Here is a 15,699-nt window from a genome sequence, read left to right as displayed (position 1 = left end):
ACGACAGTTTCGTGACGGCCGCCGCATTCCGCGCTCAGCCGGCCGGGTCGGGCTCGTCCTCCAGCCCCATGCGCCGGAGGACGGCCAGCGCCAGCGGCCGGCTGATCCGGCGACCGCGGCCGAGGGCGTCGCGGTCCAGCTCGGCAACGACGTCCCGGGCGCGGCCCAGCGACCGGTCGATCCGCAGGGCCAAGGAGTCGATGACACCGAGATCGACGACCAGTTGGCGGTCCACGAACAGCTTGACCAGGACGGCGCGCAGAAGGGCGTCGTCCGGCGCCTCGATGGCGATGCGCGGGGCGAGGCGAAGCCGCGAGCGCAGATCCGGCGTGACGATACCGAGGGCGTCGATGCCCGTGGCGCTGGTCAGCAGGACCGGGCAGCTTCGCTCGCGGGCCCGGTTGAGCAAGTGGAACAGCGCCGCCTCGTCGAGCCGCTCCGCCCGGTCGATATCCTCCACGACCAGCGCCCCGTTGGAGACGAGGTGCTGGACCGCGTCGGCGCCCAGCTCGGCGGCCGGGAGGGTCCAGGCGTGGGCGCGCTCCGCCCAGATGGCCGCGAGGTGGCTCTTGCCGCTGCCCGAAGGCCCGGTGAGGACCAGGACGCTGTCCGGCCAGTCCGGCCACGCCTCGATCAGCGCGTAGGCAGATTCGTTGGCCGGTCCCACGAGGAAATCCTCGCGCCCGTAGCGGGGGTCGAGCGGCAGGTCGAAGGCCAGCTGCCGGGGTGGGGCGTTCTCGCGCATGTGCCGCTCAGGATCATCCCGCGCCCGCGGAGGTCAAGGCCGAAGCGTCCTTGCCGTCGTGCTCGATCAGGATCGGCTGCCCGGCGTGGTAGAGGCGGCTCTCCAGATAGCGGGCCAGGGCGAAGCGGACCAGCACGCCGATCGAGGCCGCGATCGGGACGGCGAGCAGCAGCCCGACGAAGCCGAACAGCGTCCCGAAGGCGAGCAGCGCGAACATCAGCCAGACCGGGTGCAGCCCGGTGGAATCGCCGACGAGCTTCGGCGAGATGACGTTCCCCTCCAGGAACTGGCCGACGAGGAACACGCCGACGGTCAGGCCGAGATGCAGCCAGTCTCCCGAGGGCCAGAACTGGACCAGCGCGACGCCCACGGAGAGCAGGAAGCCGGTGAGCGTGCCCACGTACGGGATGAAGGTCAGGAACCCCGCGATCAGGCCGATCAGCACGCCGAAGTTGAGGCCGACCAGCCAGAGGCCGATTGCGTAGAAGCTGCCCAGGATCAGGCAGACCAGCGTCTGGCCGCGGACGTAGCCGGTGACCGCCCCGTCGATCTGGCGCGCCAGCTCGCGCACCGTCGCCCGGTGGCGGGGCGGCACCCAGCCGTCGATGGCCGCGACCATCCGGTCCCAGTCGACGAGGATGTAGAAAGCGACGACCGGCGTCACGACCAGCAGCGAGGCGATCGAGATCAGCGCCTGGCTGCCCGACCAGAGCGACTTCAGGAAGGCCAGGAGCCAAGTCCCGGCCTGCGTGGCGAGCGTGCCCACGGAGGATTGCAGCTCGTTGAGGACGTTCGCGCCGCCGACGCGCTCGAGCAGGGTCCCGGACCGCTCGGCGATGATCGCCTGGAGCCGCGACACCATCCCGGGCAGCGCGTTGACGAGCGCCACGACCTGGTTGGCCGTGAGCGGGATCAGGATCAGCAGCGTCACGACGAGGGCGACGACGAACAGCGCCAGGATCAGCAGGCTCGCCGCCAGCCGTCCGAGGCCGAGCCGCTCCAGCCGGTCGGCCAGGGGGTCGAGGAGGTAGGCCAGCGTGATGCCGGCCACGAAGGGCAGCATGACCTCCCGGAGGAGGTAGACGATCAACCCAAGGGCGACGACAGCGGCCAGCCCGATCACAGCCCGTGCGCGCACGATGACGCTCCCCCTCGCAGCACACCACGCCAGCGGGCAGAGTGGGTATGCGGGGCGCGCCGATCAAGGCGCCGCCCGCCCGACTCGCGCGCCGCGCGCGAAGTCGCTAGAGCGGGGCCAGGATAGAACGAGGTGGCGCGGGCATGACGGCCAAGGACGGCAACGAGCCGAAGACGGGGCTGACCTACGCGGCGGCGGGCGTCGATATCGATGCCGGCAACGCCATGGTCGAGACGATCAAGCCGCTGGTGCGCTCGACCCGGCGGCCGGGCGCCGATGCCGAGATCGGCGGCTTCGGCGGCCTGTTCGACCTGAAGGCCGCGGGCTTCCGAGACCCGATCCTGGTCGCGGCCAACGACGGCGTCGGCACGAAGGTCAAGATCGCCATCGAGACCGGGCGCCACGACACGATCGGCATCGACCTCGTGGCGATGTGCGTGAACGACATCATCGTCCAGGGCGCCGAGCCGCTGTTCTTTCTCGACTACTACGCCACCGGCAAGCTGATCCCGGGCGTCGGCGCCGACATCGTGCGCGGCATCGCCGAGGGGTGCCGGCAGGCCGGCTGCGCGCTGATCGGCGGCGAGACCGCCGAGATGCCGGGCCTCTACGACGGGTCCGACTACGACCTCGCGGGCTTCTCGGTCGGCGCCGCCGAGCGCGGCGCGCTGCTGCCGCGGCCCGGCATCCGGCCGGGGGACGTCGTCCTCGGCCTGCCCTCCTCCGGGGTCCATTCCAACGGCTTCTCGCTGGTCCGCCGGATCGTCGCCAAGACCGGCCTCGGCTGGGACGCGCCGGCCCCGTTCGCCCCGGGCCGCAGCCTCGGCGAGGCGCTGCTCGAGCCGACCCGGATCTACGTGAAGCCGCTGCTCGCGGCGCTGGGCGCCACCGACGGGATCCGGGCGCTCGCCCACATCACGGGCGGCGGCTTCCCCGACAACCTCCCCCGGGTGCTGCCGGACGAGGTCGGCATCGCCGTCGACCTGGACGCCGTGACCCCGCCGCCGGTCTTCGGCTGGCTCGCCCGCGAGGGCGGCGTCGCCGAGGCCGAGATGCTGCGCACCTTCAACTGCGGGATCGGCATGGTGGTGATCGCCGCCGCCGACGCGGTCGACGACGTCGACGAGGCCCTGACCCGCGCCGGCGAGACCCCGGTCCGCCTCGGGCGGATCACGGAGCGCGGCCCTGAGCCGGTGACCTTCACCGGCCGCCTCGCCCTCTGATGGCTGCCGCCCGCAAGACCCGCGTCGCCGTTCTGATCTCGGGGCGCGGCTCCAACATGGTCGCGCTGCTGGAGGCGGCGAAGGATCCCGCCTTCCCGGCCGAGATCGTGCTGGTCCTGTCGAACCGCCCGGAGGCCGCCGGCCTCGCCCGGGCGGCCGAGGCGGGCATCCCGACGCAGGCGATCGATCACCGGGCCTTCACCGACCGGGCCGGCTTCGACGCCGCCCTCGACGCGGCGCTGCGGGCGGCCGAGATCGACCTCGTCTGCCTGGCAGGCTTCATGCGGATCCTGACGAAGAAGTTCGTGGCGTCCTGGGCCGGCCGGATGCTCAACATCCACCCGTCGCTCCTGCCGCTGTTCAAGGGCACCCACACCCACCGGCAGGCGCTGGACGCGGGCGTGCGCCTGCACGGCTGCACGGTCCACTTCGTGGTGCCGGAACTCGATGCCGGCCCGATCGTCGCCCAGGCCGCGGTCCCGGTCCGCCAGGACGACGATCCCGACAGCCTCGCCGACCGGGTGATCGTGCAGGAGCGCCGACTCTACCCGGCGGTGCTCGCCCTCGTGGCGGGCGGCCGCGCCCGCCTGGAGGGCGATCGCGTGGTGATCGCCGACGCGGCGCCGGACGGTGCGCTGTTCAGCCTCTAGCAGGCGGCAGCACGGGCGTTTCCGTTCCTGCGAGCGGCGCGATGCCAACGAGCCGCGCCACGCTCACCTATGTCACGCTCCCTGGGTCGCGCCGCTCGCGGGGACGAAGCGCAGACCAGGGAGCTCTCGAGACTTTGAGCGCTCAGACCGGGCGCTGCAGCTTGCAGCTGTCCAGGGCCGAGAGCGCCTTGGCGCGGGCCGTGTCGTTGAAGTAGCCGGTCGTCCGGTAGGCCTCGATCTCGGAGGCGTCGAGGCTGCGCAGGGTCTGACGGGCGTAGCAGCCGCAGGGGCGCTCCAGGGAGGCCTCGGGGGCGCTGGTCATGCGGGCCTGGACGACGGTGCAGGCGTGGCGCACGCGGCCTTCGAGATTGGTCTTGCTGGCGGTCTTGAGGGCCGGGTCCGGCTCGTACTGCTGGAACGGGGCCGAGGAGCCGCCCGCGAGGGCGGCGGTCGCGCCGAGGGCGACCAGGCCGGTCGCGATCAGCAGGGGCAGGCGGCGCATCGTCATGGTCGGGGTCGTCCGGGGGCTGAGGTTGGCTAAGCTCGGCCGTTGGACGCTCCCGGGCTCTGTCCCGTCAAGGACGACCCGGTCACACAGGGCGGCATTCCCGGCGCCGCCGGGTATGGGGCGCGCGAATGGCGGGTCGGTGTGCCCAACCCGCCACCGCCCATCGCCTCAGGCGGCGATGTCGGAATCCTTGAAGAACTGCGCGATCTCGAGCTTGGCGTTCTCGGCGCTGTCGGAGCCGTGGACGGTGTTCTCGCCGACGGACTCGGCGAACTTCTTGCGGATCGTGCCCTCGGCGGCCTGGGCCGGGTTCGTGGCGCCCATGACCTCACGGTACTTGGCGACCGCGTTCTCGCCCTCGAGGACCTGAACCACCACCGGGCCCGAGGTCATGAAGGTCACGAGCTCACCGAAGAACGGGCGCTCCTTGTGCACCTCGTAGAACTTCTCGGCCTGCTCCTTGGTCATGCGGATGCGGCGCTGGCCGACGATGCGCAGACCGGCCTCCTCGATGACCGCGTTGACCGCGCCGGTCAGGTTCCGCCGCGTCGCGTCGGGCTTCAGGATCGAGAAGGTGCGCTCGGTGGCCATGGTGCGTCCGGTCTGTCTGTGGAAAAGATCTGCAGCGCACCGGCGATCCGGACACGCCGCGGCAGCGAGAATTTCGCTTCGGCGCCGGGCTTATAGCGGGCGCCCCCCGGTGCCTCAAGCCGCGCCGCGAGACCGGGCGGGACAAGCGCGGCCGTGGCTCTGCCGCAACACCGCCGAAAAATCGCCCGATTGCGGCGGCTCAGTCGCGCACCAACCGACTTCGTCCACCCCCCCGGGCGTCCGCGGATGCCCCAATCCCGGAGACGAACCATGCGACTCGCTCTCGGCGCCAGCCTGCTTCTCGCCGGCCTCTCCGCCGCCGCCGCCGACACCGCCAAGGATCCGTCCGGCACGTGGCTCACCGGCGACGGCCGCGCCAAGATCCGGATCGACCGCTGCGGCGCCGGCCAGAAGCTGGTCTGCGGCAAGGTCGTCTGGCTCAAGACGCCGACCTTCGACAACGGCGCCCCGCGCACCGACCTCAAGAATCCCGACCCGAAGAAGCGCGCCCGCCCGGTGATCGGCCTTCAGCTGATCGAAGGTCTGAAGCCGGACGACGAGAAGTTCACCGGCGAGCTCTACAATATCGAGGAAGGCAAGATCTACACGGTCAGCCTGGAGCGCGAGAGCGAGGCCGAACTCAACGTCTCGGGCTGCATGCTCAAGATCCTGTGCGGATCGCAGACCTGGACGCGCGTGCCGGACGTGAACCAGCAGGCCGCCAACAAGAACTGACCGCCCGTCAGATCGCCGCGAGGCCGCGCTGCACCGCCGGCCTCGCCAGGATGCTCTCGAGCCATCGGGCCACGTTCGGCAGGGTGTCGATGTCGACACCCTGCTTGAAGTTGAGCTTGGCCCAGGTGAACGTCGCGATGTCGGCGATGGAGTAGTCGTCGGCCAGGAAGCCGCGGCCCTCGAGGCGCCGTTCCAGCACGCCGTAGAGGCGCTTGGCCTCCGCGGTGAACCGCTCGATCGCGTACGGCACCTTCTCGGGCGCGTAGATCTTGAAGTGGTGCGTCTGCCCGAGCATCGGCCCGAACCCCGCCACCTGCCAGAACAGCCACTCGTCGACCTGCACGCGGGCGCGCTCGTCGGTCGGGTAGAATTGCCCGGTCTTCCGACCGAGATATTGCAGGATCGCGCCTGATTCGAAGACCGAGATCGGCTGTCCGCCGGGCCCGTCCGGGTCGACGATGGCCGGGATCTTGTTGTTGGGTGAGATCGCCAGGAAATCGGGCGCGAACTGCTCGTTCTTGGCGATGTCCACAGGAACGATGCGGTAGGGGAGCCCGCACTCCTCCAGCATGATCGGGATCTTCCAGCCGTTCGGCGTACTCCATGTGTGGACGTCGATCGGCCGCCCGGACACCGCTGCCATGCTCTGCCTGCTCCTGGACCCGGTCGTCGGCGGCGCGGTGGTCCTCCGCCATTTCCAAACAACCCCGGCAGTGAAGACGATTTCCCGGCCGCGCTCAAGGGCAGCGGCCCGCGAGCCCGACGATTCGGCGAAGCTGCGCCGGAGCTGTCGTCGGCCGTCCGGGCGGGCTTGCCGGCGCCGTAAGCGAGCGGCGAGATTGCGGCTCGGGCGTCGGAACGATGCCCGAGGGGGAACATCCGATGATCGATCGTCTCGTTAGGATCGCGATCCTGTCCGTGCCGCTGCTCGCCGCCTGCCCGGCTCTCGCCAAGGACCCGCCCGCCAAGGAATCGCCTGCCCGGGAGACCCCCGCGAAGGCGCCGCCCGCCGCCGAGGCGCCGCCCGCCCGGACGCCGAGCCCGGGTCAGTCCGCCACCCGCGAGCGCCAGAAGACCTGCGGCGCCGAGTGGCGCGCCCTCAGCGACGCGCAGAAGGCCGCGCAGGGGCCGAAATGGCCGCAGTACTGGAGCAAGTGCAACAAGCGCCTGAAAGGCGGCGACAAGGCCTGAGCGGGTCGAACCGCGGGGCGTTCCGTTTGTTCAGACATCCGCGGCGGGTTGGCGGGAGGCACGAGGCGATGACGGACCCTTCTCCGTCCGGACGGACGGTGAACAGCGCGCCGCGCCGGGTCCGGCATGGCTGAGGCCCCCGCCGCCCCCGCCGCGGACCGCCGCACCGAACCGTTCGCCGACCGCGTCCTGACTTTCCTCGATGCCTGGGTGCCGAAGCCGGCCGCCTGGGCGTTCGCGCTGCGGATCTGGATCGCCATGATGCTGGCGCTGGCCGCCGCCTTCTGGCTCCAGCTCGACAGCGCCTCGTCCGCCGCCACCTGCGTGGCGATCCTCGCCCAGCCCAAGCGCGGGCAGGCGATCTCGAAGGCGGTCTACCGCCTCCTCGGCACGCTCATCGGTGCCGTGGTGGCGCTCGTCTTCATGGCACTGTTCGGCCAGGACCGGGTGCTGCTGCTCCTCAGCTTCACCGTCTGGCTCGGCCTCTGCGTCTTCGTCGCCCAGTTTCTGCAGGACACGCGGGCCTACGGCGCGATGCTGTCCGGCTACACGGTGGCGATCATCGCGCTGGGCCAGATCGACGAGCCGCAGGGCACCTTCGACGCCGCCGTGTCCCGCGTCGCCGCGATCGTACTCGGCATCGTCGTGATCACCTTCATCAACGACGCGCTCGCCTCGCCGAGCACGTGGCGGGCGCTGCTGCCGCAGCTGCGCGCGGCCTGGGACGAGACGCGCGGCTACGCCCGCGAGACGCTGGCAGCGGGGGATCTCGGCGCCCCGCGCACCGCCGCGCTGATCCGCACCATCGCGCCGATGCGGGCCGATGCCAGCGCCATCGCGGGCGAGCTGGACGACGGCCGGTACCGCGCCGCCGGCGCGCGCAGCTGCATCGCCGCGCTCTACGTGATGGCGGCGTCGATCCGCGGCCTCGGGGCCGCGGCCGCGTCCCTGCGCGAGCCGGGCCCGGCCGTCGCGGAGGCGATGGCGATCTGCCGGCGGGTGGCCGACGCGCCCGATCCCGACGCCCTCGACCGCGACGACGAGCGCCTGCGCGACCTGGTCGACGCGGCCATCCGCGACGGGACCCGTCCCCTCGACGAGGTCGTGGTCCTCCAGCGCGCCCTCGACTTCGTCTGCGCCGCGACCTTCGCGCAGGACGGCATCCGCGCCGTCGCGGACGGCCACCGGCCCCTGCGGGACGCCAAGCTGCCGACCCACCGCGACTTCCCGGTCGCCCTCCGCGGCGCCCTGCGGGTCGCCCTGAGCTTCGCGGTGACCGCCGCCACCTTCGTGGCGCTCGGCCTGCCGCCGGCCTCCTTCGCGCTGGTCCAGGTCGCCGCGACCGCGGCGCTGTCGTCGGTCACGCCGGATCCGAGGAAGTTCGCCAACGGCGTCGTCATCGGCATGACGCTGGCGGCCACCCTGGCGGGCATCGCCCGGTTCGCGCTCCTCAACGGCGTCCAAGGCTTCCCGATGCTGGCGATCGTGATGGCGCCGGTGATCTTCCTGGGCTGCTTCCTGTCGCTGAACCCGAAGACCTTCGGGATCGGCTTCATCCTGATCGTGTTCTTCCCCGTGCTGCTGGGGCCCTCGAACCCGCAGACCTACGACGCCCTGAGCTTCCTGCTGAACGCGTTCCTCGTGGTCGTGGCGGCCGTGATCCTGTCGATCGTCGTCCGCCTCATCCTGCCGATCACGCCGGCCCAGCAGCGGGTCTTCGCCCTCGATTCGGCGCGGCGGGCGCTCGCCGACGCTCTCGTCGGCCAGGGCGGCGACGCCACCACCCGCACGAGCCTGAACGCCGACCGGCTGTTCCAGTTCGCCGGCTACAGCTCCGGCAGCGGCGCGGTGCGGCGGGCGAACCTGCACCACGCTTTCGCCCTCGCCCGCCTGGAGGCCGCCGCCGCCCGCGCCCACGCCGAATTGCGCCGCCTCTGGTCGGTCGCGGCCCTGCGCGGCGCGATCCCGCGGGCCCGGGACGCCCTCGCGGCGGGCGACGATCGCGGGCTGGAGACGGCGGCGCGCGACCTGATCCACGCTGCCTCCAGCCAGGACCGGGCGGTGCGGCTCACCGCGGCCCGCGCCGCCAGCGACCTCGTCACCGCGTCGCGAACCATCGCCCGCCACCGGCGATTCCTGCATCGCCTCGACATCGCGCTATTCTGACGGCCGCTTCTTCCGGGGTGATTATGCACGAGGACATCCATGTCGGCGGGGTGCTGGTCACGGCCTTCGTCGCTTACGCGTTGGCCGCGTTCGTGATCCTGATCGTCCTGCGCCTCGTCTTCGCCCGCATCCGCTTCAGCCGCTACGTCGCCAACGCCCCGCTCGCCGAGGCCGGCCTCTACGTCTGTGTCCTCGCCCTCCTGATCGCGTTCATCTGATGCCCGACACGACCGCCGACGAGGACGATCCGAAGTCCGCCTCCCGCGACAGCGCGCCCGGGCGGAGCGACCCGCTGCCCGCGGTGCCGCGCCGGGGCCGCGCCGCCCGGGTGTTCCGCCTCGCGGCCACCGGCGTGATCCTGCTCGTCGCGATCCTGGCGGCGGCCTTCGTGTGGGAGTTCTACGTAGCCGCGCCCTGGACGCGCGACGGCACGGTCCGCGTCCAGGTCGCCAACATCGCCCCGCAGGTCGCGGGGCAGATCGTCGAGGTCCGGGTCCAGGACAACCAGAATGTCCGCAAGGGCGACGTCCTCTACGTGATCGACCCGGTCGACTTCGAGGTCGCGGTCACCTCGGCGGACGCCGAGGTGAAGAACCGGGAGGCCGACCTGCAGGTGAAGAACGCCGAGTCGGCCCGCCGCCAGGCGCTCTCGACCGTGTCGACCTCGATCGAAGAGAAGCAGCGATTCGCCGGCGCCGCGAAGATCGCCGAGGCGTCGCTGGAGAGCGCGCAGGCGCAGCTGCGGCAGGCCAAGGTGAATCTGGGGCGCACCCAGGTGAAGTCGACTGTCAACGGCCGGGTGACCAACCTGCTGATGCGGATCGGCGACTACGCCCGGACCGGCACCGCGAACATCAACGTGGTCGACACCGATTCCTTCTGGATCGACGGCTATTTCGAGGAGACCAAGATGCCCAACATCCACGTCGGCGATCCCGCCGACGTGAAGCTGATGGGCTTCGATCCGCACCTGACCGGCACGGTCCACAGCATCACGCTCGGCATCTCCACGGCGAACGCCGCCGCCAGCACGCAGGGGCTGCCCGACGTCAACCCGGTCTACACCTGGGTCCGCCTCGCCCAGCGGGTGCCCGTCCGCATCCGCATCGACCACGTCCCGGCCGGCGTCCCGCTCATCGCCGGCATGACCGCGACGGTGTTCGTCAACGGCGGCCGCGGCCCGGCGCCGAGCTGGTTCATGGACCTGCGCGACCGCGTCTCCGGTCGGACCACGCCGGCGGCGGGTCCCGCCCGGGAGGCAGACCGGCGCTGAATCGCCGCGCGGACGCGACCCGGCGGGCGGTCGCCCGGTTTCCCGAACACGTAACGGCGCGGGAGACCACGATGAACCGACTGCTCGCACTCGCCACGCTTCTGCTGGCCGCCAGTCCTGCCGCGGCCGCGCCCCCGAAGGCGGCAGTGTTCGATTTCCAGTTCTCGAACCTGTCACCGGTGCCCGGCGACGCGGCCGACACCGCGCGGCTGAAGCGGGTGAGCGCCGACCTGCGCGACCTCCTCCAGAAGAAGGGCCTGTTCGTCGTGGTCTCGACCGACCCGGTGCGGGACGACGTCGCCAGGAGCGCCGACCTGCGCCGCTGCAACGGCTGCGCGGACGACTTCGCCCGCAAGCTCGGCGCCGAAGTCGCCATCACCGGGGAGGTGCAGAAGGTGTCGAACTTGATCCTCAACCTGAATGTCTACGTGAAGCCCCTCACGGGCGACGCGCCCGAGACGGCCTACAGCGTCGACCTGCGCGGCGACACGGACGAGTCCTTTGACCGCGGCATCCGTTTCTTGGTCGAGAACAATATGGGCGCCGGCAAGTAGCTTGTGGGCCAATCAATATCTCGCAACGCGGCAGGATCGATCCAAGTCATTGAGCCCGCATGCGCTGCGACCCGGCGGTTGGAGCAAGTGGTTCGAAAAAACCTTTTGCCGAGAAAATAGCTGTTGACCGACCCGGAAGACGGGCGCAGTCTCACCCTGTGCTTAGCGAGAGCGGGCACGAACCGACACGAAACCTTGATGCAATCGGGTTTCTCAGCGTTGTCGGTCGTCGGAAGCTGGAGGAGACAGGGATGACTCCACCGCAGCGGAATGCCGCCTAGACGGTTCAGGGACAGGTTCGGCCCGAGGCCTAGCGGCACGACACGAACAGCCGGACGGACGCGGCTCCAGGGGCGCAGAAGCGGCCACGCATGGCACGCCTTCGAATGCGCGAAAGGCCCCACTTCGAGCCGTTCCGCCGCGGTTTCTCTTCAAGGAATCCGAATGCCCCACCTGCCCGGCAGCGCCGCGGCGGGATTTCGTCGTCGCCGAGGTGGAGACGGTCTGATTTAGGCCGGCCTATCCACCGACGTCGAAGCGACGGTCCTCCGATCCAAGCCCTCATCCTGAGCTGCGCGCGCGGCGCGCCTCGGAGGAGCCCTCCGGCTCGCGGCACGCCCTGAGGCGCTCCTGAATGGCCCGCGGATGCGGGCGCCTCAGGACACGGTCGCGCGCGGGATGGCCGTCCGCCGCGAAACCTTCACTCGATCCCGAGCTTCGCCTTGAGCAGCGCGTTCACCGCCGCGGGGTTCGCCTTGCCGCCGGTGGCCTTCATGGTCTGGCCGACGAACCAGCCGAGCAGGGTCGGCTTCTCCTTGGCCTGCGCGACTTTGTCCGGATTGGCCGCGATGATCTGGTCCACCGCCGCCTCGATGGCGCCCGTGTCGGTCACCTGCTTCATGCCGCGGCTCTCGACGACGGCGCGCGGGTCGCCGCCCTCGGTCCAGACGATCTCGAACAGGTCCTTGGCGATCTTGCCGGAGATCACGCCCTCGCCGATCAGGTCGATGATCGCGCCGAGCTGGTCCGCCGAGACCGGAGTCGCGTCGATGGACAGGCCCTCCTTGTTGAGGCGCCCGAACAGCTCGTTGATCACCCAGTTGGCCGCGGCCTTGCCGTCCCGGCCCTTGGCCACCGCCTCGTAGTAGTCGGCGGAGGCGCGCTCGGCGACCAGCACGCCGGCGTCGTAGGGCGAGAGACCGAACGCCGAGACGAACCGCGCCTTCTTGGCGTCCGGCAGCTCGGGCAGCCCCTCGGCCAGGGCGTCGACGTAGGCCTGGTCGAACTCCAGCGGCAGCAGGTCGGGATCGGGGAAGTAGCGGTAATCGTGCGCCTCTTCCTTCGAGCGCATCGAGCGCGTCTCGCCCTTGGTCGGATCGAACAGGCGCGTCTCCTGGTCGATCTTGCCGCCGTCCTCGAGGATGGCGATCTGGCGCCGCGCCTCGGTCTCGATCGCCTGCCCGATGAAGCGGATCGAGTTGACGTTCTTGATCTCGCAGCGCGTGCCCAGCGGCTCGCCGGGGCGGCGCACCGAGACGTTCACGTCGGCGCGGAGCGAGCCCTTCTCCATGTCGCCGTCGCAGGTGCCGAGATAGCGCAGGACCGTGCGCAGCTTGGTCACGTAGGCCTTCGCCTCCTCGGAGGAGCGCAGGTCGGGCCGGGAGACGATCTCCATCAGCGCCACGCCCGACCGGTTGAGGTCGACGAAGCTCCGGGTCGGATCCTGGTCGTGCAGCGACTTGCCGGCATCCTGCTCGAGGTGCAGGCGCTCGATGCCCACGGTGATCGACGCGCCGTCGGCCAGGTCCACCAGGACCTCGCCCTCACCGACGATCGGGTCCTTGTACTGCGAGATCTGGTAGCCCTGCGGCAGGTCCGGGTAGAAGTAGTTCTTCCGGTCGAACACCGAGCGCAGGTTGATCTTGGCCTTCAGGCCGAGGCCGGTGCGCACCGCCTGGGCGACGCACTCGGCGTTGATCACCGGCAGCATCCCGGGCATCGCGGCGTCGACCAGCGAGACGTGGTCGTTCGGCTCGGCCCCGAACTCCGTCGAGGCGCCGGAGAACAGCTTCGCCCGGCTGGACACCTGGGCGTGGATCTCCATGCCGACGATCACCTCCCAGTCGTGGAGGCCGCCCTTGATCAGCTTCTTGGGGTCGACGGGTGCGTTCATGGTCGTCCGGGCCGGGAAGGGAGCGTGGCGGGATCCGCCCACCCGCGCCCGCGTCCTGAGGTGCTGCGCGGCAGCCTCGAAGGCGGGCTCCAGGGATCGCGCGGCCGGCTGGAGGCCTCCTTCGCGGCCCGCTCACGCGGGCGCCTCAGGACGAGGGCGCGGGTCGGCGTCGATGTCGTGCGGTCACTTACGGGCCGCGTCGCGAAAAGATCAAGCGCGGCGTCCGACCGCCTGCCGGACACCGTAGCCGAGGACGGCCCAGAGCAGGGCCGCGACGGCGCGCACCGGGAAGAAGGTCGGCCCGTCCCGGGTGATCGGCGCCGGCCACGGGATGCCGGCCGCGCTGACCGCGTAGGAGAACAGCACCGAGAAGCCGAGCGCCGCGATTGCCGCGATGAAGACCTTGCCGAACTGGCTGGCGGTCCAGCCGAGATAGACCGCCACCACGATCAGGGCCGGATCGAACGCAGCCCAGATCCAGACCGTCCAGGGATAGTAGGGAACGGTCATGACCACCACGGCTCGGGCAGGACGGTGCGGCCCGCCGAGTCCTCGATGACCTGCGCGACCGCGAACAGCGTCTCCTCGTCGAAGGGCCGGCCGATGAGCTGCAGACCCAGGGGCAGGCCCTGGGCGTCGAGCCCCGCCGGCACGGCGATGCCCGGCAGCCCGGCCATGTTCACCGTCACGGTGAACACGTCGTTGAGGTACATCTCCACCGGGTCGGCCGAGGCCTTCTCGCCGATGCCGAAGGCGGCCGACGGCGTCGCCGGCGTCAGGATCGCGTCGACGCCGGCCGCGTAGGCGGCCTCGAAGTCGCGCTTGATCAGCGTGCGGATCTTCTGCGCGCGGACGTAGTAGGCGTCGTAGTAGCCGGCCGAGAGCACGTAGGTGCCGATCATGATCCGGCGCTTCACCTCGCGGCCGAAGCCGGCGGCGCGGGTGTTCTCGTACATCCCGGCGATGTCCTTGCCGGGCACGCGCAGGCCATAGCGGACGCCGTCGTAGCGGGCGAGGTTCGAGGACGCCTCGGCCGGGGCCACGATGTAGTAGGCCGGCAGCGCGTAGGCGGTGTGCGGCAGCGAGATCTCCCTGATCGTCGCGCCGGCCGCCTTCAGCCAGGCCGCCCCCTCGTCCCAGAGCTTCTGGATCTCGGCGGGCATGCCGTCGACCCGATACTCCTTGGGGATGCCGATGGTCAGGCCCTTCACGCCCCGCGATACGGCGGCCTCGAAATCGGGCACCGCGAGGTCGGCGCAGGTCGTGTCCCTGGGATCGGGGCCCGCCATGGAGCCGAGGAGGATGGAGCAGTCGCGCACAGTCCGGGCAATCGGACCGGCCTGGTCGAGGGACGAGGCGAAGGCCACCGTGCCCCAGCGCGAGCAGCGCCCGTAGGTCGGCTTGATCCCGACCGTGCCGGTGAAGGCGGCGGGTTGCCGGATGGAGCCGCCGGTATCGGTCGCGGTGGCACCGAGGCAGAGGCGCGCGGCGACCGCGGCGGCGGAGCCGCCCGAGGAGCCGCCGGGCACGATCGGCGTGTCCGTTCCGGCGCGCCGCCACGGTGAGACCACGTTGCCGTAGGCGCTGGTCTCGTTGGACGAGCCCATGGCGAACTCATCGAGGTTCAGCTTGCCGAGCATCACGGCGCCGTCGCGCCACAGATTGGCCGACACGGCCGATTCGTAGTGCGGCTCGAAGGTCTCGAGGATCTTGGACCCTGCCGTGGTCGTCACGCCGTGCGTGCAGAACAGGTCCTTGATGCCGAGGGGAATGCCCTCGAGCGGCCGCGCCTCGCCGGACGCGATCTTCTGGTCCGAGGCCTCGGCCATCGACAGGGCGCGGTCCGGGGTCTCCCGGATATACGCGTTCAGGACACGGGCCTTGGCCATGGCGTCCAGATGGGACTGGGTCAGCTCGCGGGCCGAGATCCGCTTCGCCTTCAGGGCGTCGCGCGCTTCGGCCAGGGTAAGTTCGTTCGGATCCACGCTGTTCACGTCCCCGCGCGCGCCGCCGCGCGCCTGCCCGCCAGAAATCCGGTCCGCAAGGTCCGGGCCGTTCTCGGCCTACTCGACCACCTTCGGGACCAGGAAGTAATTGTCCTCGGTCTCGGGCGCGTTGGCGACGACGTCGGCGGCGCGGCCGCCCTCCGTGACGACGTCCTCGCGCTTCTTCATCGCCATCGGCGTCACCGAGGTCATCGGCTCGACGCCCGCGACGTCGACCGTGCCGAGCTGCTCGACGAAGGCCAGGATAGCGTTCAGCTCGCCCTGGAGGGGCCCGACTTCGTCGTCGGTGACCGCGATCCGCGCCAGATGCGCGATGCGCCGAACCGTCTTCTCGTCGACCGACATGCCGTCCCGTTCGTCCCCGCCCGGGAGCACTTTCCCGAAGTCGGTCGGGCTATAGCATCGGCTCTCGACGCGCCGCAACGCGGGTGGACGCCGCCGCGCCGCCGGCACACCGGTCCGGCCGCGCGGGATCGGCGTGACGACGGGCGGCGCGGCCGGCTGACGGGGCGGATCAGGTCACGACGTGGTGGGGCGTCACCGACATCTCGATGGTGATTCCCGGTTGCCGGACCGGCTGGATCATGGCTTGGGTGAAGCCCGCGACCAGCACCTCGAAGGCGAGGAGCAGCATCCAGCGGTGCTTGCGCGGCATCGCCCGCCGGTGCCCGGACGGTGCGGAACAGGAGAGCTGGCCGTTCGTCGACAAGGCGGGCCCCTACAGCGTGGTTTAACGGAACATTAAC

At 70.9% G+C, this 15,699-nt stretch carries 18 protein-coding genes; 8 read left to right on the top strand and 10 right to left on the bottom strand.

Going from position 1 to position 15,699, the window contains the following annotated elements:
* Positions 1–34: 34 nt before the first annotated feature.
* Entirely contained in the window at positions 35–745 is a 711-nt protein-coding gene (locus LOK46_RS02690) for a hypothetical protein (protein WP_273562367.1), read from the bottom strand.
* A gap of 13 nt (positions 746–758) precedes the next feature.
* On the bottom strand, positions 759–1,883 hold the full coding sequence (locus LOK46_RS02685) for an AI-2E family transporter (protein WP_273562366.1): 1,125 nt from the start codon (positions 1,881–1,883) through the stop codon (positions 759–761).
* 143 nt (positions 1,884–2,026) lie between these two features.
* Between LOK46_RS02685 and purM the strand changes: the two genes are divergently transcribed.
* Together purM and purN are read left to right on the top strand one after the other, a co-directional pair.
* A complete protein-coding gene (gene purM, locus LOK46_RS02680) occupies positions 2,027–3,106 on the top strand; it encodes a phosphoribosylformylglycinamidine cyclo-ligase (RefSeq protein ID WP_273562365.1) in 1,080 nt (359 codons plus the stop codon).
* Positions 3,106–3,756: a phosphoribosylglycinamide formyltransferase gene (gene purN, locus LOK46_RS02675; RefSeq protein WP_273562364.1), complete on the top strand. Its 651-nt coding sequence runs from the start codon at positions 3,106–3,108 to the stop codon at positions 3,754–3,756. Before purM ends, purN begins: the two co-directional genes overlap by 1 nt.
* 142 nt (positions 3,757–3,898) lie before the next feature.
* Here purN and LOK46_RS02670 read toward each other — a convergent pair whose 3' ends face one another.
* Both LOK46_RS02670 and ndk read right to left on the bottom strand, forming a co-directional pair.
* Positions 3,899–4,264, bottom strand: coding sequence for a hypothetical protein (locus LOK46_RS02670; RefSeq protein ID WP_273562363.1), 366 nt, complete (start codon positions 4,262–4,264; stop codon positions 3,899–3,901).
* Between the two features lie 168 nt (positions 4,265–4,432).
* Complete coding sequence (ndk, locus tag LOK46_RS02665; RefSeq protein WP_012317495.1) at positions 4,433–4,855, bottom strand: nucleoside-diphosphate kinase; 423 nt, start codon at positions 4,853–4,855, stop codon at positions 4,433–4,435.
* Positions 4,856–5,125: 270 nt separating this feature from the next.
* Here ndk and LOK46_RS02660 point away from each other — a divergent pair, with 270 nt between their 5' ends.
* Positions 5,126–5,590 carry a DUF2147 domain-containing protein gene (locus LOK46_RS02660; protein WP_273562362.1) on the top strand — a complete coding sequence of 155 codons (465 nt, stop codon included), beginning with the start codon at positions 5,126–5,128 and terminating at the stop codon, positions 5,588–5,590.
* Between the two features lie 7 nt (positions 5,591–5,597).
* On the opposite strand, the gene LOK46_RS02655 is transcribed toward LOK46_RS02660, so the two are convergent.
* The gene (locus tag LOK46_RS02655) at positions 5,598–6,233 is read right to left on the bottom strand and encodes a glutathione S-transferase N-terminal domain-containing protein (RefSeq protein WP_273562361.1); all 636 of its coding nucleotides are present in this window, start codon (positions 6,231–6,233) and stop codon (positions 5,598–5,600) included.
* A gap of 239 nt (positions 6,234–6,472) precedes the next feature.
* Between LOK46_RS02655 and LOK46_RS02650 the strand changes: the two genes are divergently transcribed.
* From LOK46_RS02650 to LOK46_RS02630, 5 genes are all read left to right on the top strand, one after another.
* Positions 6,473–6,781, top strand: coding sequence for a hypothetical protein (locus LOK46_RS02650; RefSeq protein ID WP_273562360.1), 309 nt, complete (start codon positions 6,473–6,475; stop codon positions 6,779–6,781).
* A 126-nt stretch (positions 6,782–6,907) separates the two neighbouring features.
* Positions 6,908–8,947: an FUSC family protein gene (locus LOK46_RS02645; RefSeq protein ID WP_273562359.1), complete on the top strand. Its 2,040-nt coding sequence runs from the start codon at positions 6,908–6,910 to the stop codon at positions 8,945–8,947.
* 23 nt (positions 8,948–8,970) lie between these two features.
* Positions 8,971–9,165 carry a DUF1656 domain-containing protein gene (locus tag LOK46_RS02640; RefSeq protein ID WP_273562358.1) on the top strand — a complete coding sequence of 65 codons (195 nt, stop codon included), beginning with the start codon at positions 8,971–8,973 and terminating at the stop codon, positions 9,163–9,165.
* Positions 9,165–10,220: a biotin/lipoyl-binding protein gene (locus LOK46_RS02635; RefSeq protein ID WP_273562357.1), complete on the top strand. Its 1,056-nt coding sequence runs from the start codon at positions 9,165–9,167 to the stop codon at positions 10,218–10,220. Before LOK46_RS02640 ends, LOK46_RS02635 begins: the two co-directional genes overlap by 1 nt.
* A 71-nt stretch (positions 10,221–10,291) precedes the next feature.
* The gene (locus LOK46_RS02630; RefSeq protein ID WP_273562356.1) at positions 10,292–10,774 is read left to right on the top strand and encodes a DUF3280 domain-containing protein; all 483 of its coding nucleotides are present in this window, start codon (positions 10,292–10,294) and stop codon (positions 10,772–10,774) included.
* A gap of 700 nt (positions 10,775–11,474) precedes the next feature.
* Here LOK46_RS02630 and gatB read toward each other — a convergent pair.
* From gatB to LOK46_RS02605, 5 genes are all read right to left on the bottom strand, one after another.
* Positions 11,475–12,947 (bottom strand): Asp-tRNA(Asn)/Glu-tRNA(Gln) amidotransferase subunit GatB, encoded by a 1,473-nt coding sequence (gene gatB / locus LOK46_RS02625; protein ID WP_273562355.1) that lies wholly within the window; start codon positions 12,945–12,947, stop codon positions 11,475–11,477.
* 210 nt (positions 12,948–13,157) lie between these two features.
* Positions 13,158–13,457, bottom strand: a complete 300-nt coding sequence (locus LOK46_RS02620; RefSeq protein ID WP_273562354.1) for a hypothetical protein — start codon at positions 13,455–13,457, stop codon at positions 13,158–13,160.
* Positions 13,454–14,932: an Asp-tRNA(Asn)/Glu-tRNA(Gln) amidotransferase subunit GatA gene (gene gatA, locus LOK46_RS02615; RefSeq protein WP_273562353.1), complete on the bottom strand. Its 1,479-nt coding sequence runs from the start codon at positions 14,930–14,932 to the stop codon at positions 13,454–13,456. Before gatA ends, LOK46_RS02620 begins: the two co-directional genes overlap by 4 nt.
* 78 nt (positions 14,933–15,010) lie before the next feature.
* Positions 15,011–15,298: an Asp-tRNA(Asn)/Glu-tRNA(Gln) amidotransferase subunit GatC gene (gene gatC / locus LOK46_RS02610; RefSeq protein ID WP_012317485.1), complete on the bottom strand. Its 288-nt coding sequence runs from the start codon at positions 15,296–15,298 to the stop codon at positions 15,011–15,013.
* Positions 15,299–15,467: 169 nt separating this feature from the next.
* Positions 15,468–15,608: a hypothetical protein gene (locus LOK46_RS02605; RefSeq protein ID WP_012317484.1), complete on the bottom strand. Its 141-nt coding sequence runs from the start codon at positions 15,606–15,608 to the stop codon at positions 15,468–15,470.
* Between the last annotated feature and the right edge of the window lie 91 nt (positions 15,609–15,699).

This window comes from Methylobacterium sp. NMS14P (assembly GCF_028583545.1).
Lineage (GTDB): Bacteria > Pseudomonadota > Alphaproteobacteria > Rhizobiales > Beijerinckiaceae > Methylobacterium.
The sequence above is the reverse complement of the archived record's forward strand: the minus strand, read 5'-3'. Positions and strand labels throughout refer to the sequence as shown.